This window comes from Paucibacter sp. JuS9, from assembly GCF_044043925.2.
In the GTDB taxonomy this organism is placed as follows: Bacteria; Pseudomonadota; Gammaproteobacteria; order Burkholderiales; family Burkholderiaceae_C; genus JAUASW01.
In genome coordinates this window covers 3,294,150-3,306,982 of sequence record NZ_CP194172.1, presented here as the reverse complement: position 1 = coordinate 3,306,982, position 12,833 = coordinate 3,294,150, and the positions used below count along the sequence as shown (strand labels likewise).

General features: G+C 67.4%; 14 protein-coding genes. 2 read left to right on the top strand and 12 right to left on the bottom strand.

Translation table 11 applies throughout. From position 1 onward, the window contains the following. Positions 1 to 4: 4 nt before the first annotated feature. From gspD to gspG, 9 genes are read right to left on the bottom strand one after another with little or no spacing between them, the layout of a single operon-like run. Positions 5 to 2,218 (bottom strand): type II secretion system secretin GspD, encoded by a 2,214-nt coding sequence (gene gspD, locus ABT392_RS14775; RefSeq protein WP_334278113.1) that lies wholly within the window; start codon positions 2,216 to 2,218, stop codon positions 5 to 7. Between the two features lie 2 nt (positions 2,219 to 2,220). After that, positions 2,221 to 3,045 carry a type II secretion system protein N gene (gene gspN / locus ABT392_RS14770; RefSeq protein ID WP_395385451.1) on the bottom strand — a complete coding sequence of 275 codons (825 nt, stop codon included), beginning with the start codon at positions 3,043 to 3,045 and terminating at the stop codon, positions 2,221 to 2,223. Then, positions 3,042 to 3,575 carry a type II secretion system protein GspM gene (gene gspM, locus ABT392_RS14765; protein WP_334278111.1) on the bottom strand — a complete coding sequence of 178 codons (534 nt, stop codon included), beginning with the start codon at positions 3,573 to 3,575 and terminating at the stop codon, positions 3,042 to 3,044. The genes gspN and gspM overlap by 4 nt, the downstream gene beginning before the upstream one ends. Continuing rightward, the gene (gene gspL, locus ABT392_RS14760; protein ID WP_464970805.1) at positions 3,572 to 4,831 is read right to left on the bottom strand and encodes a type II secretion system protein GspL; all 1,260 of its coding nucleotides are present in this window, start codon (positions 4,829 to 4,831) and stop codon (positions 3,572 to 3,574) included. Before gspL ends, gspM begins: the two co-directional genes overlap by 4 nt. Before the next feature lie 56 nt (positions 4,832 to 4,887). Further along, positions 4,888 to 5,850, bottom strand: a complete 963-nt coding sequence (gene gspK / locus ABT392_RS14755; protein WP_334278109.1) for a type II secretion system minor pseudopilin GspK — start codon at positions 5,848 to 5,850, stop codon at positions 4,888 to 4,890. Continuing rightward, positions 5,847 to 6,515 (bottom strand): PulJ/GspJ family protein, encoded by a 669-nt coding sequence (locus tag ABT392_RS14750; protein WP_395385453.1) that lies wholly within the window; start codon positions 6,513 to 6,515, stop codon positions 5,847 to 5,849. Before ABT392_RS14750 ends, gspK begins: the two co-directional genes overlap by 4 nt. Beyond that, complete coding sequence (gspI, locus tag ABT392_RS14745; RefSeq protein WP_334278107.1) at positions 6,515 to 6,877, bottom strand: type II secretion system minor pseudopilin GspI; 363 nt, start codon at positions 6,875 to 6,877, stop codon at positions 6,515 to 6,517. Before gspI ends, ABT392_RS14750 begins: the two co-directional genes overlap by 1 nt. Next, positions 6,874 to 7,353, bottom strand: coding sequence for a prepilin-type N-terminal cleavage/methylation domain-containing protein (locus ABT392_RS14740; RefSeq protein ID WP_395385454.1), 480 nt, complete (start codon positions 7,351 to 7,353; stop codon positions 6,874 to 6,876). The genes gspI and ABT392_RS14740 overlap by 4 nt, the downstream gene beginning before the upstream one ends. Beyond that, the gene (gspG, locus tag ABT392_RS14735; protein ID WP_334278104.1) at positions 7,328 to 7,786 is read right to left on the bottom strand and encodes a type II secretion system major pseudopilin GspG; all 459 of its coding nucleotides are present in this window, start codon (positions 7,784 to 7,786) and stop codon (positions 7,328 to 7,330) included. Before gspG ends, ABT392_RS14740 begins: the two co-directional genes overlap by 26 nt. A gap of 49 nt (positions 7,787 to 7,835) precedes the next feature. On the opposite strand from gspG, the gene ABT392_RS14730 reads away from it, so the two are divergent. Further along, complete coding sequence (locus tag ABT392_RS14730; RefSeq protein ID WP_395385455.1) at positions 7,836 to 8,471, top strand: hypothetical protein; 636 nt, start codon at positions 7,836 to 7,838, stop codon at positions 8,469 to 8,471. Between the two features lie 24 nt (positions 8,472 to 8,495). On the opposite strand, the gene ABT392_RS14725 is transcribed toward ABT392_RS14730, so the two are convergent. Together ABT392_RS14725 and ilvA are read right to left on the bottom strand one after the other, a co-directional pair. After that, complete coding sequence (locus ABT392_RS14725; protein WP_334278102.1) at positions 8,496 to 9,548, bottom strand: nicotinate-nucleotide--dimethylbenzimidazole phosphoribosyltransferase; 1,053 nt, start codon at positions 9,546 to 9,548, stop codon at positions 8,496 to 8,498. A gap of 136 nt (positions 9,549 to 9,684) precedes the next feature. Beyond that, the gene (gene ilvA / locus ABT392_RS14720; protein WP_334278101.1) at positions 9,685 to 11,265 is read right to left on the bottom strand and encodes a threonine ammonia-lyase, biosynthetic; all 1,581 of its coding nucleotides are present in this window, start codon (positions 11,263 to 11,265) and stop codon (positions 9,685 to 9,687) included. A 318-nt stretch (positions 11,266 to 11,583) separates the two neighbouring features. Here ilvA and ABT392_RS14715 point away from each other — a divergent pair, with 318 nt between their 5' ends. Then, positions 11,584 to 12,009, top strand: a complete 426-nt coding sequence (locus ABT392_RS14715) for an OsmC family protein (protein ID WP_334278100.1) — start codon at positions 11,584 to 11,586, stop codon at positions 12,007 to 12,009. A gap of 9 nt (positions 12,010 to 12,018) precedes the next feature. On the opposite strand, the gene coq7 is transcribed toward ABT392_RS14715, so the two are convergent. Then, positions 12,019 to 12,654: a 2-polyprenyl-3-methyl-6-methoxy-1,4-benzoquinone monooxygenase gene (coq7, locus tag ABT392_RS14710; RefSeq protein ID WP_395385456.1), complete on the bottom strand. Its 636-nt coding sequence runs from the start codon at positions 12,652 to 12,654 to the stop codon at positions 12,019 to 12,021. Positions 12,655 to 12,833 lie beyond the last annotated feature (179 nt).

The window sequence follows — 12,833 nt, the reverse complement described above, 5'->3', positions numbered from 1 at the left end:
GGCTTCAGTTCTTCTTTGCAGGTGCCGATGCGCCGGACGCAGGCGCCGGCGGCAGGGCGGGCAGCAGGGGCGCGCCGGTATCGGGCAGCACCATGCGGCTCGGGTCGGGCTGCGCGTTCTGCTGCAAGGCGCGGATGGTGTCGTAGCGGTCCAGGGTCAGCTGGTCGGCCGAGCGCTGGTCGCGGATGATGATGGGGCGCAGGAAGACCATCAGGTTGGTCTTCACACGCTTGCGGCTTTCGCTCTTGAACAGATTGCCGATCAGCGGAATGCTGGCCAGGCCGGGCACGCGGTCGTCGCCGTCGCTGTACTCGTCCTTCATCAGGCCGCCCAGCACGATGATGGAGCCGTCGTCCACCGCCACGGTGGTCTCGATCGAGCTCTTGTCGGTCGAGGGGCCGTTGACGCTGCTGGCCGTGGCCGGGTCGACCGAGGAGTTCTCCTGGTAGACGGTCATGCGGATCGTGCCGCTCTCACCGATCTGGCTGCGGATGCGCAGCGTCAGGCCGACGTCCTTGCGGTCCACCGTCTGGAAGGGATTGACCGAGCCGCCGGTGCCCGAGCCGGTGTTGGTGAAGGAGCCAGTCACGAAGGGCACGTTGCGGCCGATGACGATCTTGGCCTCTTCGTTGTCCAGCGCCACCAGGTTGGGCGTCGACAGCACGTTGGCGCCGGCCTGGCCTTCCAGGAAGTTGGCGAGCGCGCCGAGCGTGTAGAAGTTGCCGATCTGCTTGAGCACGCCGATGTTGAAACCGGCCGGGATACCGCCCGCGGCTAGCGCCGTGGCTGCGCCGGTGCGCCCCTGGGCCGCAGCGCCGGAGAGGTTGAGGATGTTGCCGTTGCCGGAGCCGAAGTTGGTGCCCAGGCCCGAGATCGTCGAGTCACCCTTGTTGCCGAAAATGCTTTGCCACTGCACGCCGAACTGGCCGGCCTTGGTCACGTCGACCTTGACGATCATCGATTCGACATAGACCTGGGCACGGCGCACGTCGAGCTGGTCGATCACAGCGCGCAACTGGCGGTACATCGGCTCGGGCGCGGTGATGATCAGCGCATTGTTCGAAGGGTCGGCCTGGATGAAGCCGCCGGTGGAGGGCTGGGCCAGCGCGGAAACCGGTGTGGTGGAGGCGGCCGATGCGCCGCTGTTGCCGCCCAGACCACCGACATTGGTCTGCGGGCTGCTGCTCAGGGGCTGCGAGCTCTGACCGATGCTGCCAGCACCGCCAGCGGCGTTGTTGCCGCCGGTGCCGAGCGCCGCATAGGAGGCGCGCAACACGGTGGCCAGGCGCACGGCGTCGGCATTCTTCAGATAGACCACGTGGATGTTGCCGGCGGCGTTCGCATCGCCCGGCTGGTCGAGCTTTTCGATCATGGCCTTGGCGGCCACCAGGCGGGCCGCGCTGCTGGCCCGCAGGATCAGCGAATTGCTGCGTGGGTCGGACAACACGCTCAGGTTGGCGTTGCCGCCGCTGGCGCCGGCCACAGCCGGCGCCGCCACGCTGCCGCCTTCGCCAAGCTTCTGCACCAGCGCGGCAACATCGGACGCAATCGCGTGCTTCAGCGGCACCACCTCGATGCCACTGCTGCTGCTGGTGTCCATGGCCGCAATGATCTTGCCCATGCGCTGCAGGTTGTCTGCATAGTCGGTGATCAGGAGGCTGTTGTTGCCCGGGTTGGCGTTGATCATGTTGTTGGGACTGATCAGCGGCCGCAGCAGGGGCACCAAGTTGTTGGCGTTCTCGTGCTGCAACATGAACATCCGGGTCTCGACCTGATCGCCGCGCGGACGGCCTTCGCCGCTGATGGTGACCGCGCTGGTCTGGACCTTGGCGTCCGCTTCGGGCACCAGCTTGTAAAGGCCGCCGCTTTCCACCACCGTGAAGCCGAGGCCGCGCAGCGCGGCCAGGTAGTTCAGATAGGCCTCGCCCACCGGCAGCGGCTGCTCGCTGTAGACCGTGATCGTGCCCTTGACGCGCGGGTCGATGACGAACTGGCGGCCCATCATCACGCCGATGGCGCGCGTCACCGCCTCGATGTCGGCATTGACGAAGTTCAGCGTCACCGGCGTGGCGGCCTTGACCGCCGCGCCTTTCTTCGGCGCCGGTTTGGCCGGCGCTTGCGCGGCGAGGTTCTGGGCCAGCGGCTGGGCCAGGGACGGCACGGTCAGGGTGACGGCCAACAGCGCCGGCAGCAGCTTCAGTTTGCTGTTGAGTTTCATGCTCATCCGATCGAAATGACGGAACGCGCGCCTTGGCGGCGACCGATGATGTTCAGGAGGTTGTTCAGCGCCGCTTCGCGGCCGGGCGCGGCCGTGGCTTCGGCATGAAAGCTGGCCTTGCCGCTGCCGAGCGTGCCCTGGCCGTTCAGCAGCAGAGCGCCATCCATGGTGCTGAGCAGCAGCTTTGAGATGCCGGGCTGTTCGCTGGAAAGGCTGAGCTTGTAGCTGCCCAGCGGCGCCAGTGTCGAAATGCGCGAGCTCAGGTTGACCAGGTCCAGCTCGAGCCGGCCGCTCTGCAACCAGCGGCCTTGCAGGCGCTCCAGCTTGAAGTCTTGTGCGCTCAAGCGCAACGTGCCGCCCAACTGCAGGGTGTTCCAGGGCGTGCCCAGGCCACCGAGCCAGGCGGCCGGGAATCGCGCCAGCCACTCGCCGGGCTTGCCGTTGGGCAGGCTGATGCTCATCCGGTTCCAGCCCGGTTGCACCAGCATCTGCAGCTCGCCATTGAGGCAGCATTCCTGGCGGGCGCGCAGGGCCAGTCCGAGGCCCTTGAAGCCCAGGGTCCAGTCGATGCGGCCGGGCAGGGCCGTGGCGTCGCGGCTGCCGCGGCCGCCGGTCAGCACCAGCACGCCGGACCCGGACCAGATGCTGCCGCGCGTATCGGTGAGCAGTAGATGCCCTTCGCTGGCATCGGCCAGCCAGCCGGCCATCCAGCTGGCCGGTGCAAATAGCAGCAGCGCCAGCAGGGCGCCCACCAGGGCGCCGGCAATGGCCCAGCGGCGCGGCTGGCCCTGGGCCGGCGCGCTGCTGGCCGTCTTGTTCATCCTCATGGGTTCACCCCGCCGAGTGCCAGCACGATGCTGCCCGTGAAGCCCTTGTTGCTGCGCTGCAATTGGGCCTCGACGGGGCGGGCACGGGCGGCGCTGCGAACCTCGGCCATCCAGGCCTGCAAGGCCTCGGGCGTGACGCCATTCAGGCTCAAGGTGGCGCGCTCGCCGGTGATGCTCAATCGGGCATTGCCGCCCAGGTGATCGCTGGCGGCTTGCAGCGCGGCCAGGGCTTGCGCGGCCGGCACGGGCGGCAGGGCGCGCAATTCGCGCGCCTCCAGTGCCAGGGCCCGCATTTCCTGCAGCTGGGCCTCCAGCTGGGTGCGCTTGGCCGGTGCCTGGTTGAGGGTGCGCAGGGCCGGCGCCAGCAAGAGCCACCAGCCGATGAACAGGGCCAGCGCAGCCAGCCCGAGTTGGGCGGTCCATCGCTCGCGCGGCGCCATGACTTGCCATTGCGCACGCGCCGGCTCGGTCAGCTCACGCCAGCGCCGGGCCAGGCCGCTCGTCTGCTTCACTTGGGTCATGTCGCTCATGGTTGCTTGCGCTCGCTCGGTTTGGCACGGCGCAAGGTCATGCGGCCATCGCTCACCTCCAGCTGCCAGCCTTCGCTTTGCAGCTGCTGGCGGAAATTCGCAATCTGCGCCTCGCCCCATCCCTGGGCAGACAGCGTCAGCTTGCCGGTCTCAAAAGACAGGGCATCGACCGGGCTGCGATCAGGCGGCCATGCTGTGGCGGCGGCTGACAGCAGCGCTTCCAGGTCCTGCACGCCGGCACGGCCGGCCTGGGCGCGCAGGGTCTCGGTTTCACGCTGCATCTGCAATGGCGCATCGAGCACCGCGCGTACCTGCGGATGCGTGCTCCTGAGGACGCCATCCACCGCGTTGCGCAATTGATCGAGCTCGCGATTCTGCTGCCAGGCCCAGAGGTTCAGCCCCAGCAACTGCACGGCGACCAGGCCGGCCAGGCCCCAGCGCACCGGCGCCCAGCTCTTGTGCATCAGGCCGCGATAGAGCTGGCGCACGGCACGCAGGCCGCGCGTGCGAGGTGCGAGTTCGAACTGGCGCAGGTTCCAGCTGCCCTCCAGGGCCTGCAGCGCACGCTGCGCACGGCTTTGCATCGGCACCGGGCTGCCCAGCCAATGCTCGGCCGCCTCGACGGCTTCGGCCGTGGCGCTCCAGCTGGCGTTCTGCACGAGTTCGCTTGTGAAACGGGCGCGGCCCCAGCTGCCGCTCAGGCTCAGGCTGCTGACGCCATCAGTGTCGGCCCAGAGCAGCTCGAAGCGACCTTCATCGGCGAGCTGCTGGAAATGCCCGCGCGGCTGACCGGGCCAGCTGAGCGGCGCGACGCGGTCCACGAAAAGGTGGGCTGCATCCAGCGCCGCCAGATGCTCGGCCAGCCAGGCGCGGGGGCAGACCGCCACCCAGGCCTGCTCACCGCCGCTCGCCTGTGCATCAAGCGCGAAATGCAGGTGCTCCGGGTCGTCCAGCAGCTCTTCTTCCATCAGGCCGGCCAGCGCGGCGGGCAGCCGGGCCCGGCTGACCTTGGGCAGTTGAACCCGGTGCCAGGCCAGATCGCTGTCGGCGGGCACGAGCACGATCTGTTCCGCGCGCGGCAGCGCAGCCAGGGCGAGCCGACCTTCAGCACTCACCTGCCGGCCATTGGCACTGAGCACATAGGCGTACTCGCGACCTGTCACCTGGGCCTGCGGATCGGCTGGCGCTGCGGGCATTGCCTGGCCCTGGGCGCGCAGGCGGTCGCGGGGGGGCAGGAACAGGATCAGGGTCGACATGGGGCGCCCATTCTAGGAGGGGAGTTCATGGGAGCGACTCAGGCTATGCCCCCGGTTCATTGGCTGGCGGCTTCAAGCACGAGATTGACGCGATCGCGGCTCAGCACCAGCATGTCCAGGCCGCGGCGCTGAACCAGGGAGCGCTCTTCCAGCACCCGCTCGTCCAGCCGCAGCCGGCCGGTGACGATGAAGAAGTCAGAGTTGACAGAGGCGCGCTCGGCAGACACGTCGACTGTGGCGGGCAGCAATTTCTTCGCATCGTCCAGCGTGCGCAGCGGCTGCGCCTGGCGGACCTGCACGATGCGCTCGGCGCTGGCGAGATCCATGCCCTCGAACAACGCGGCAATCACCTCGCGCGGCGCCGTGTTCAGGTTGACCTTGCTGGGGCCAGGCAGCAGCGTGACGAAGGGGCGCAGGCGCTTGAGCGTGTCTGCAGTCAGGCCCAGCCAGGCGAGTTGTTCGAAGTTTGCCGGCTGCACCGGTGCGTCGGCCGCGCCGGCCTCGGCCTTGGCGGCGAAGGCGGCGCGCAGTTGCTCGCTCAGCGTGGTGGCCGTGCCCGATGGGCAGCCCGCCAGCTCGCACAGGCGCGCCAGTGTGCGCAATTCGGCCGGCAAGGCGGTCGCGGCAGCTGCCACCAGGTTGCGCAGGTTGTAGCGGGCCTGCGCGTCGCTGAGCGTGCCGGACAGGAATGCCTCGGGGCCATCGTCGACTGTTGGGTCCTGCTCGGCTGCCAGGAAGGTGGACAGGCGAGCCTCGGCCAGCGGCACGGCCCAGACCTCGCCGAGATGGTCGATGGCCTGCCCCTGCTGATTGGCGCGAGCGTCTTCACGCAGGATCAGCCTTGCCCAGTCCAGCGCGCCCTGCAGTATCCAGGCCGACTGCGCGCGCGCGCGCTCGGCTGCCTCGATATGCATGGCCCGGTACTGCCGCCAGGCCATGGCGGCGGCCATCGTCGCGATCAGGCTGACGATGATCATGGCGGTCAGCAGCGCTGCGCCCGATTGAGCTGGACGCTTCATTGCGCTTGTGGCCCCAGCAGCACCTGGCGCGTGATCGGCCCGCCGTAGCCGACATCGGGCGCGAAACTGAGCACGATGCGGATGCCGGTGGGCAACTGCTTTCGCCGCGTGCTGTCGCTGCCACTGGGCGCCGATGCCGGCGGACCGGGCGGGGCAGGGCTGGCATCCTTCAGGTCGTCATCGGATTGCGCATTGCTCCAGGCATTGCCGCGGTAGAAATACACCTGCCATTGCTGCAGGCCCGGCAGTACCTTCACGGTGTTCGCGCTGGCCTGCAGCTGGCTGCGGATATAGGCGTCGCTCAGGGCGGCCTGCGTGCTTGCCGGCGCCGAAGCCCAGCGTTGCCATTCGCCGGTGGCCGACAGGCTCCAGGCCACCACCTGCAGGCCCTGCTCGGTGCTGCGGGTCAGGCGCAGCGTGGCGCCGTCGAAGCTGAGCGCCGGCACGAGCTGGCTGTCCTGCAGCATCCGCAGGTCCTGCTCCCATTGCGCCAGCACCGTTTGCACCCGGGAGATCTGGTCCAGCTTGGCCTGGCTGATCTCGCGGCTGCGCAGCACGGCGTCGATGCCGCGCCAGGCCATGCCGGCCATCACGGCCATGATGGCCAGGGCGACCAGGACCTCGATCAGCGTGAAGCCTCGCAGCGGCCGCGTGTGCTTCGTCATCAGTAGCGGCCCAAGATGGTCGAGAGGCCGAGCAGGGGCGTGCCCTCGGCAGTGCGCAGCAGCGCCTCGACGCGACGGAAGTTCGGGTTGGGCGTGGGCCGGACTACCAGGCGGCCCAGGTAGTTGCGCCCCAGCTGCTGGCATTCGAACTCGATGTCGCCGACGCTCGGGAACTGCTTGGACAGACGCAGTTCGGTCAACTGGTTTTCGGCGCACCACTGGGCCGAGCTGACCTCGAGCAGGCGCTCGGCATTGCTGCTCAGCGCGCTGGCGGCCTTGATGCCGGCGCCCAGCGCAATGGCGACGATGGCCAGCGCCACCAGCACCTCGATCAAGGTGAATCCGCGCGGTGCAGCCTTCACTTGGCTTGCTCCTCGCGCACAAGCGCGAAAGGCGCCATGCCGTCGGTGCTGAGCAGCACCTCATGCTGGCCCTGGCGCAAGCGAAGGCGTTGCGGTCCGATGAAGGGTTCGGGCCCGAGCAGCAGGGCGCGGCCGCCGATGATCTCTACATCCACACCCTGTCCCAGCCAGCGCGTGGGCAGCGCGATGCGGGGCGGCAGGCCCTGGAATCGGAAGTTGTCGCCACTGTCGTTGCGCACCGGTGCCCAGCTCACGCTCAGGGCGCTCACTCGCGCCTCGGCACGCCCGGCTTCCAGCAGTGCAGCCAGGCGCTCGGCCTCACGTTCCAGCTGCGCGGCATCGGCGTCGGGCAGGGCCAGCGAAATGGCGGCAGACGCAATGGCGATCAGCGCCACGACGACCATCAACTCGATCAGCGTAAAGCCGCCGCTGAGCCGGCTGCGCCGAGGCTTATTGCCAGGAGCCGATGTCGGCATCGTTGCCTTCGCCACCGGCCTTTTGATCAGCGCCCAAGCTGTAGACGTCGATGTCCCCCTTGATGCCGGGGTTGGCGTACTGGTACGGCGTGCCCCAGGGGTCGGTGGGCAGCTTCTCGAGATAGGACTTCCAGTTGCCTGGAATGGTGCCGGTGGTCGGCTTGCGGATCAGCGCTTCCAGGCCCTGCTCGCCAGAGGGGTAGCGGTTGTTGTCAAGCTTGTACAGCTTGAGCGCCTGCATGATGTTGTTGATGTCGGAGCGGGCGGCCAGCACCTTGGCTTCGCCGGCTCGGTCGATCACCGACTTGGTGACCATGGCCGCCATCAGGCCGATGATCAGCATCACCACCATGATCTCGATCAGCGTAAAGCCCAGGCTGCGGGTACGGCGGTTGCTGCGGGTACTGCTGCGTAGGGACGGGGTGCTGTGCATGGCGGAATTGGCCGGATGGCTGTGAAGCGCTGAATCATAATCGGCCCTCATGACCGCTCGTGTATCCGCCTTTTTCGTCTGGGGCCTGCTGGCCTGCTGCATCTGCTACTGGCTGCTGCAGCTGGGCACACGCCCGCTCGCCACGCCGGCGCAGGCCCTGGCGGTGACTGACCAAGGCCCGCTGCGCAGCGATCTCACCCGTCTTTTCGGCGTGACGCCGGTTGACGCCGCGCCGGAAGCGGCGCCGGCGCAGAGCCGTTTCGAATTGATTGGCGTCGCGGCACCGAAAAGCGAGGCCGCGCGCGCTGCCGGCGAAGGCGTTGCCCTGATCTCGGTGGACGGCCAGCCGCGCACGGTGCGCGTGGGCGCGCCGGTGGAGGGCGGGCTCTATCTGCTGTCGGTCAGCGCCAATGGCGCTGTCCTCGGCGGTGAAGGCCAGGCCTCCCTGACACTGCAGATCGTGCCGCGTGCCGCGCCGGCCACGGGCCAGTTGATGCCCGCAGCGCCTTCCAACACGGTACTCGGCGGTACGCCGCAGCAGTTGCAGCAACAGCAAGTTGTCGATCCGCAGGCGCCGCCGCTTCAGCAGCCGCCCATGCACCAGCAAGGGCAGGCGCAACAGCAGCCGCAGCGGCCGCCGCTGCAGATCCCGACCCAGGTGATGCGCTCGCCCACGGAGCGCTGAGGCCTGCCCAGGCGGGCTGGCTGTTCAGCCCGCCGCGGCCGGGGCAGCAGCGGCCATTTGGCCGGGCTCGACGTCGTTGAGGTCGGTCAGCAGCGCAGCCGCACTGCGTATGAGCGGCCAGGCCAGCGAAGCGCCAGTGCCATCGGCGCCTTCCATGCCCAGCTCCAGCAGCGCAGAAGCGTGGAACAGGGCGAGGGCTTCATCCAGGCCGCGGTGCGAATTGCTGCGGCAGAACACGGCGTAGTCGGTCACCGGCGGCGCAATCGCCGAGGCGATCTTGAGTGCGGCGCAGGCGGCTAGGCCGTCCACGATGATCAGATGCCTCTTGCTGGCCGCAACCAGCATCGCGCCCACCATCACGGCCGTCTCGAAGCCGCCATAGGCCGCCAGCACTTCCATGGGATCGTTCACGTCGCGATGCCTGGCCTGCGCCGTTTGCAGAATCGTCTGCAGGCGGGTCAGCACGTCCTGGCGCATGTCCGGGCCGGAGATGATGAAGTCGCGCACCGGGGAGTCGGAGAGATTGGCCAGCACCAACGCAGCACTCTCTTCCGAACCCTGGCCCATGCCGGCGCAGGCCAGCACGTTGCCGCTCATGGTGTCGGAAATCTCCATGCCCACTCGCACGCCGGCTTGCGCATGCTCGAGCGACATTGCCTGGCCCACGCGGCTGTTGCGAGTGCCGTGCGCAATCTTGCGGGCCAGCAAGCGCGGATGGGGCTGCAGTTCTTCGGCGACGCCGCAATCGACGACGCTGAAAGCCAGGCCGTGCAGGCGCGCGAAAACCGACACCGGCAGCCGGTTCTGCAGGCCCAGCATCACGCTGTCGCGCGTGCTGCGGCTGCCCGGTTCGCCAATGCCATCGACGACGATGCCGTGGTCGGCGGCGAACAGCGCCAGCACCGGATCTCGGAAACGAGGTGTCAGGCTGTTCTGCACCAGGCCCAGTCGGACGGCCAGCGGCTCCAGCTCGCCCAGCGCGCCAGCGATGGCACTGCGCCGGTCGATCCGCTCCCGCAGCGAGCGTTCGAGCTCGGCATTGGCGGTCGGTGTGATCAGGGATTGCTGGTCGGACATGATGTGCAGAGTGTCGCTCGTCGCGGACGTGACGTGAGCGATTTTGGTGCAGGGGGCAAGACCTGGAACATCGGCACTTGCCCTTTGGCTTGGATTGACCTGGCTGGCCTGCTCAGGCCGGCCGAAAGGCCACCGCTCAGCGCAGGAAGAGCTGGTAGACCGGATTCTGGGTCTCGTCCACGCAGGGGTAGGCCAGCGTGGCCAGGAACTCCTTGAACGCTGCATTGTCACCGCGCGGCACCTGGATGCCGACCAGGATGCGGCCGTAGTCGGCGCCCTGGTTGCGATAGTGGAACAGGCTGATGTTCCAGCCCGGGTGCATGCTGGAGAGGAAGCGCATCAAGGCGCCAGGCCGCTCGGGGAAGATGAAACGGTAGAGGCGCTCATTGGCCGCCAGCTCGCTGCGCCCGCCCACCATGTGCCGCACATGCTGCTTGGCCAACTCGTTGTCGGTCAGGTCCACCGTACCAAAGCCGTTCTTCTCGAACAGCTTCACCAGCTTCAACGATTCCTCGCGCTTTGCCGTGGAGACGCCGACGAAGACATGGGCTTCGCTCTTGTCCGAGATGCGGTAGTTGAACTCGGTCACGCTGCGCGGGCCGAGCAGCTCGCAGAAGCGCTTGAAGCTGCCGCGCTCCTCGGGAATGGTGACCGCGAACAAGGCCTCGCGCTGCTCGCCCACTTCGGCGCGCTCGGCGACGAAGCGCAGGCGGTCGAAGTTCATGTTGGCGCCGCAGGTGATGGCCACAAAGGTCTTGCCCTTGCTGCCGGTGGCTGCCACGTACTGCTTGATGGCGGCCACGCCCAGCGCGCCGGCCGGCTCGAGGATGCTGCGGGTGTCCTCGAACACGTCCTTGATGGCGGCGCAGACGGCATCGGTATCGACGACGACAAAATCATCCACCAGCTCGCGCGTGATGCGGAAGGTCTCCTCGCCCACCAGCTTGACGGCCGTGCCATCGGAGAACAGGCCCACATCGGTGAGCGTCACGCGCTTGCCAGCCTTGACCGAACGCACCATGGCGTCGGAATCGGTGGTCTGCACGCCGATCACCTGGATCTCAGGGCGCAGGGCCTTGATGTAGGCGGCAATGCCGGAGATCAGGCCGCCGCCACCGATGGCAACGAAGACCGCGTCGATGGGGCCGGCGTGCTGGCGCAGGAGCTCCATCGCGATCGTGCCCTGGCCGGCGATCACGTCCGGATCGTCGAAGGGGTGGACGAAGGTCAGGCTCTGCTCGCGTTCCAGTTCCAGCGCGCGGCCGTAGGCATCGGTAAAGCTGTCGCCGTGCAGGACCACTTCACCGCCGAGTGCCTGTACCGCGTCGATCTTGACCTTGGGCGTGGTGACCGGCATCACGATGACGGCCCTGCAGCCGAGCTTCTTCGCCGACAGCGCCACGCCTTGTGCGTGATTGCCGGCTGAAGCGCAGATGACACCCTTGGCGAGTTGCTCGGCCGAGAGATGCGCCATCTTGTTGTAGGCGCCGCGCAGCTTGAAGCTGAACACCGGCTGCTCGTCCTCGCGCTTCAGGAAGACCTTGTTGGCCAGGCGCTTGGAGAGATTGCGGGCCGGTGTCAGCGAGGTTTCCACCGCAACGTCGTAGACCCGCGCGTTCAGAATTCGCTGCAGATAGCCATCCTCGGCGGGCGCCAGGGCCGGCTGGATGGCCGAGGCGGGCGTGGATGACTTCTTGCGGCGAACGGGGCCTGGCATCGGGCGTCTCCTGCGTGTCTGTTGCGGCGCAGCATCATAAGCTGGCGTTCAGCTTCGCCCTCGGGCATGTGACAAGTGACGCTTGCCGCGGCGAGATGGGCAAGGGGATAAAAAAAACCCGAAGCTTCGCAGCTTCGGGCTGAATCCACCTGAGGCGGTGGAGGAGACAATCGGTGCGAGAACCCTTGACCGACGCGGGCCGTGCCGCTGCGTCAGAGATTTCATACGCTTGGATGGAATTTTAGGCGGTGACTTGTTGCACTGCAATATCCCTGGCTATGAAGAATATGGAATTGCTTCACTAAAAAGGACATATCAATGGAATGCGTGATCAATTGGATGGGGGCTGGCGGCATGGCCTTTGTCGCCGAAACCGGAAGCGGGCACCTCCTGACCATGGACGGCGCGCCTGCCGGTGGTGGCCGTGACCTGGCGCCGCGGCCCATGGAAACCGTGCTGGCCGGCACCGGCGGCTGCACCGCCTATGACGTGGTGCTGATCCTGCAAAAGGGTCGCCATGATGTCCATGGCTGCCAGGTGAAGCTCAGCGCCGAGCGTGCCGAGACCGAGCCCAAGGTCTTCACCAAGATCCACATGCACTTCGTGGTGACCGGCCGCAATCTGAGCCAGACGGTGGTGGAGCGGGCCGTGGCACTCTCGCATGAGAAGTACTGCTCGGCCAGCATCATGCTGGCCAAGACAGCCGAGATCACGACTTCGGTCGAGATCGTCGCGCCCGCCTGAGCAGGCAGCTCAGAGGCGATGCGCCACGCGGGTCATCACCCGCGCGGCCAGGCGCATCAGTTGCGGCACCGGCGCAGGCAGGGTCATCGCGCCGGCGGCTTGCGCATGCTCGGCATGTTCGGCCTCGTCGATCTTCATCTGTGCGACGATTTCTCGCGAGGGCAGGTCTTCGGTCGGCAGGCGGTCCAGGTGCGAGGCAAGGTGCTGTTCGACCTGGCGTTCGGTTTCGACCAGGAAGCCAAGGCTGACCCGGTCTCCCGCCAGACCCGCCATGGTGCCCAGCGCGAACGCGCCGCTGTACCAGAGCGGGTTGAGCAGGCTGGGCCGGTCGCCCAATTCATCCAGGCGCTGGCGGGTCCAGGCCAGATGGTCGATCTCTTCCTTGGCGGCCTGCTCGAAGGCGTCGCGCAGCGCCGGATCCCGGCAGACCAGGGCCTGGGACTGGTAGAGCGCCTGGGCGCACACCTCGCCTACATGATTCACCCGCATCAGGGCGCCCGATTCGCGGCGCTGAGTTTCGCCGAGCGTGGCGCTGCTGCGCGCCGGGGTCGGGCGCGACGCGTTCGGTCTGGCAAAAACGGTGCGCAGGCTGTGGTCCAGGGCGCTCAGCAGGCGGTCTGGTGCGGGCAGGGTAGGGCGAGACATCAAGGTGTGCGGTTGGGGCTGCTGCTCAGTGTAGTTGGCGCGGCGCCAGTGCCGCTCAACGGGCGCGCCGTCCACATAGAAACGTGAGCTTTCATATGACAAGTTTGTGATAGCTGTGTGTCGTTGTCGGTCGGCAACGAAAGACCTTTGTCACAAATCCATGATGGCGAACCTAGGGT

Coding starts and splice junctions, on each gene's coding strand:
- ABT392_RS14740 (WP_395385454.1), bottom strand. CDS start 7,353: ATGCCGACATCGGCTCCTGGCAATAAGCCTCGGCGCAGCCGGCTCAGC.
- gspG (WP_334278104.1), bottom strand. CDS start 7,786: ATGCACAGCACCCCGTCCCTACGCAGCAGTACCCGCAGCAACCGCCGT.
- gspD (WP_334278113.1), bottom strand. CDS start 2,218: ATGAAACTCAACAGCAAACTGAAGCTGCTGCCGGCGCTGTTGGCCGTC.
- ABT392_RS14750 (WP_395385453.1), bottom strand. CDS start 6,515: ATGACGAAGCACACGCGGCCGCTGCGAGGCTTCACGCTGATCGAGGTC.
- ABT392_RS14730 (WP_395385455.1), top strand. CDS start 7,836: ATGACCGCTCGTGTATCCGCCTTTTTCGTCTGGGGCCTGCTGGCCTGC.
- ilvA (WP_334278101.1), bottom strand. CDS start 11,265: ATGCCAGGCCCCGTTCGCCGCAAGAAGTCATCCACGCCCGCCTCGGCC.
- gspM (WP_334278111.1), bottom strand. CDS start 3,575: ATGAGCGACATGACCCAAGTGAAGCAGACGAGCGGCCTGGCCCGGCGC.
- ABT392_RS14725 (WP_334278102.1), bottom strand. CDS start 9,548: ATGTCCGACCAGCAATCCCTGATCACACCGACCGCCAATGCCGAGCTC.
- gspN (WP_395385451.1), bottom strand. CDS start 3,045: ATGAGGATGAACAAGACGGCCAGCAGCGCGCCGGCCCAGGGCCAGCCG.
- coq7 (WP_395385456.1), bottom strand. CDS start 12,654: ATGTCTCGCCCTACCCTGCCCGCACCAGACCGCCTGCTGAGCGCCCTG.
- gspL (WP_464970805.1), bottom strand. CDS start 4,831: ATGTCGACCCTGATCCTGTTCCTGCCCCCCCGCGACCGCCTGCGCGCC.
- ABT392_RS14715 (WP_334278100.1), top strand. CDS start 11,584: ATGGAATGCGTGATCAATTGGATGGGGGCTGGCGGCATGGCCTTTGTC.
- gspK (WP_334278109.1), bottom strand. CDS start 5,850: ATGAAGCGTCCAGCTCAATCGGGCGCAGCGCTGCTGACCGCCATGATC.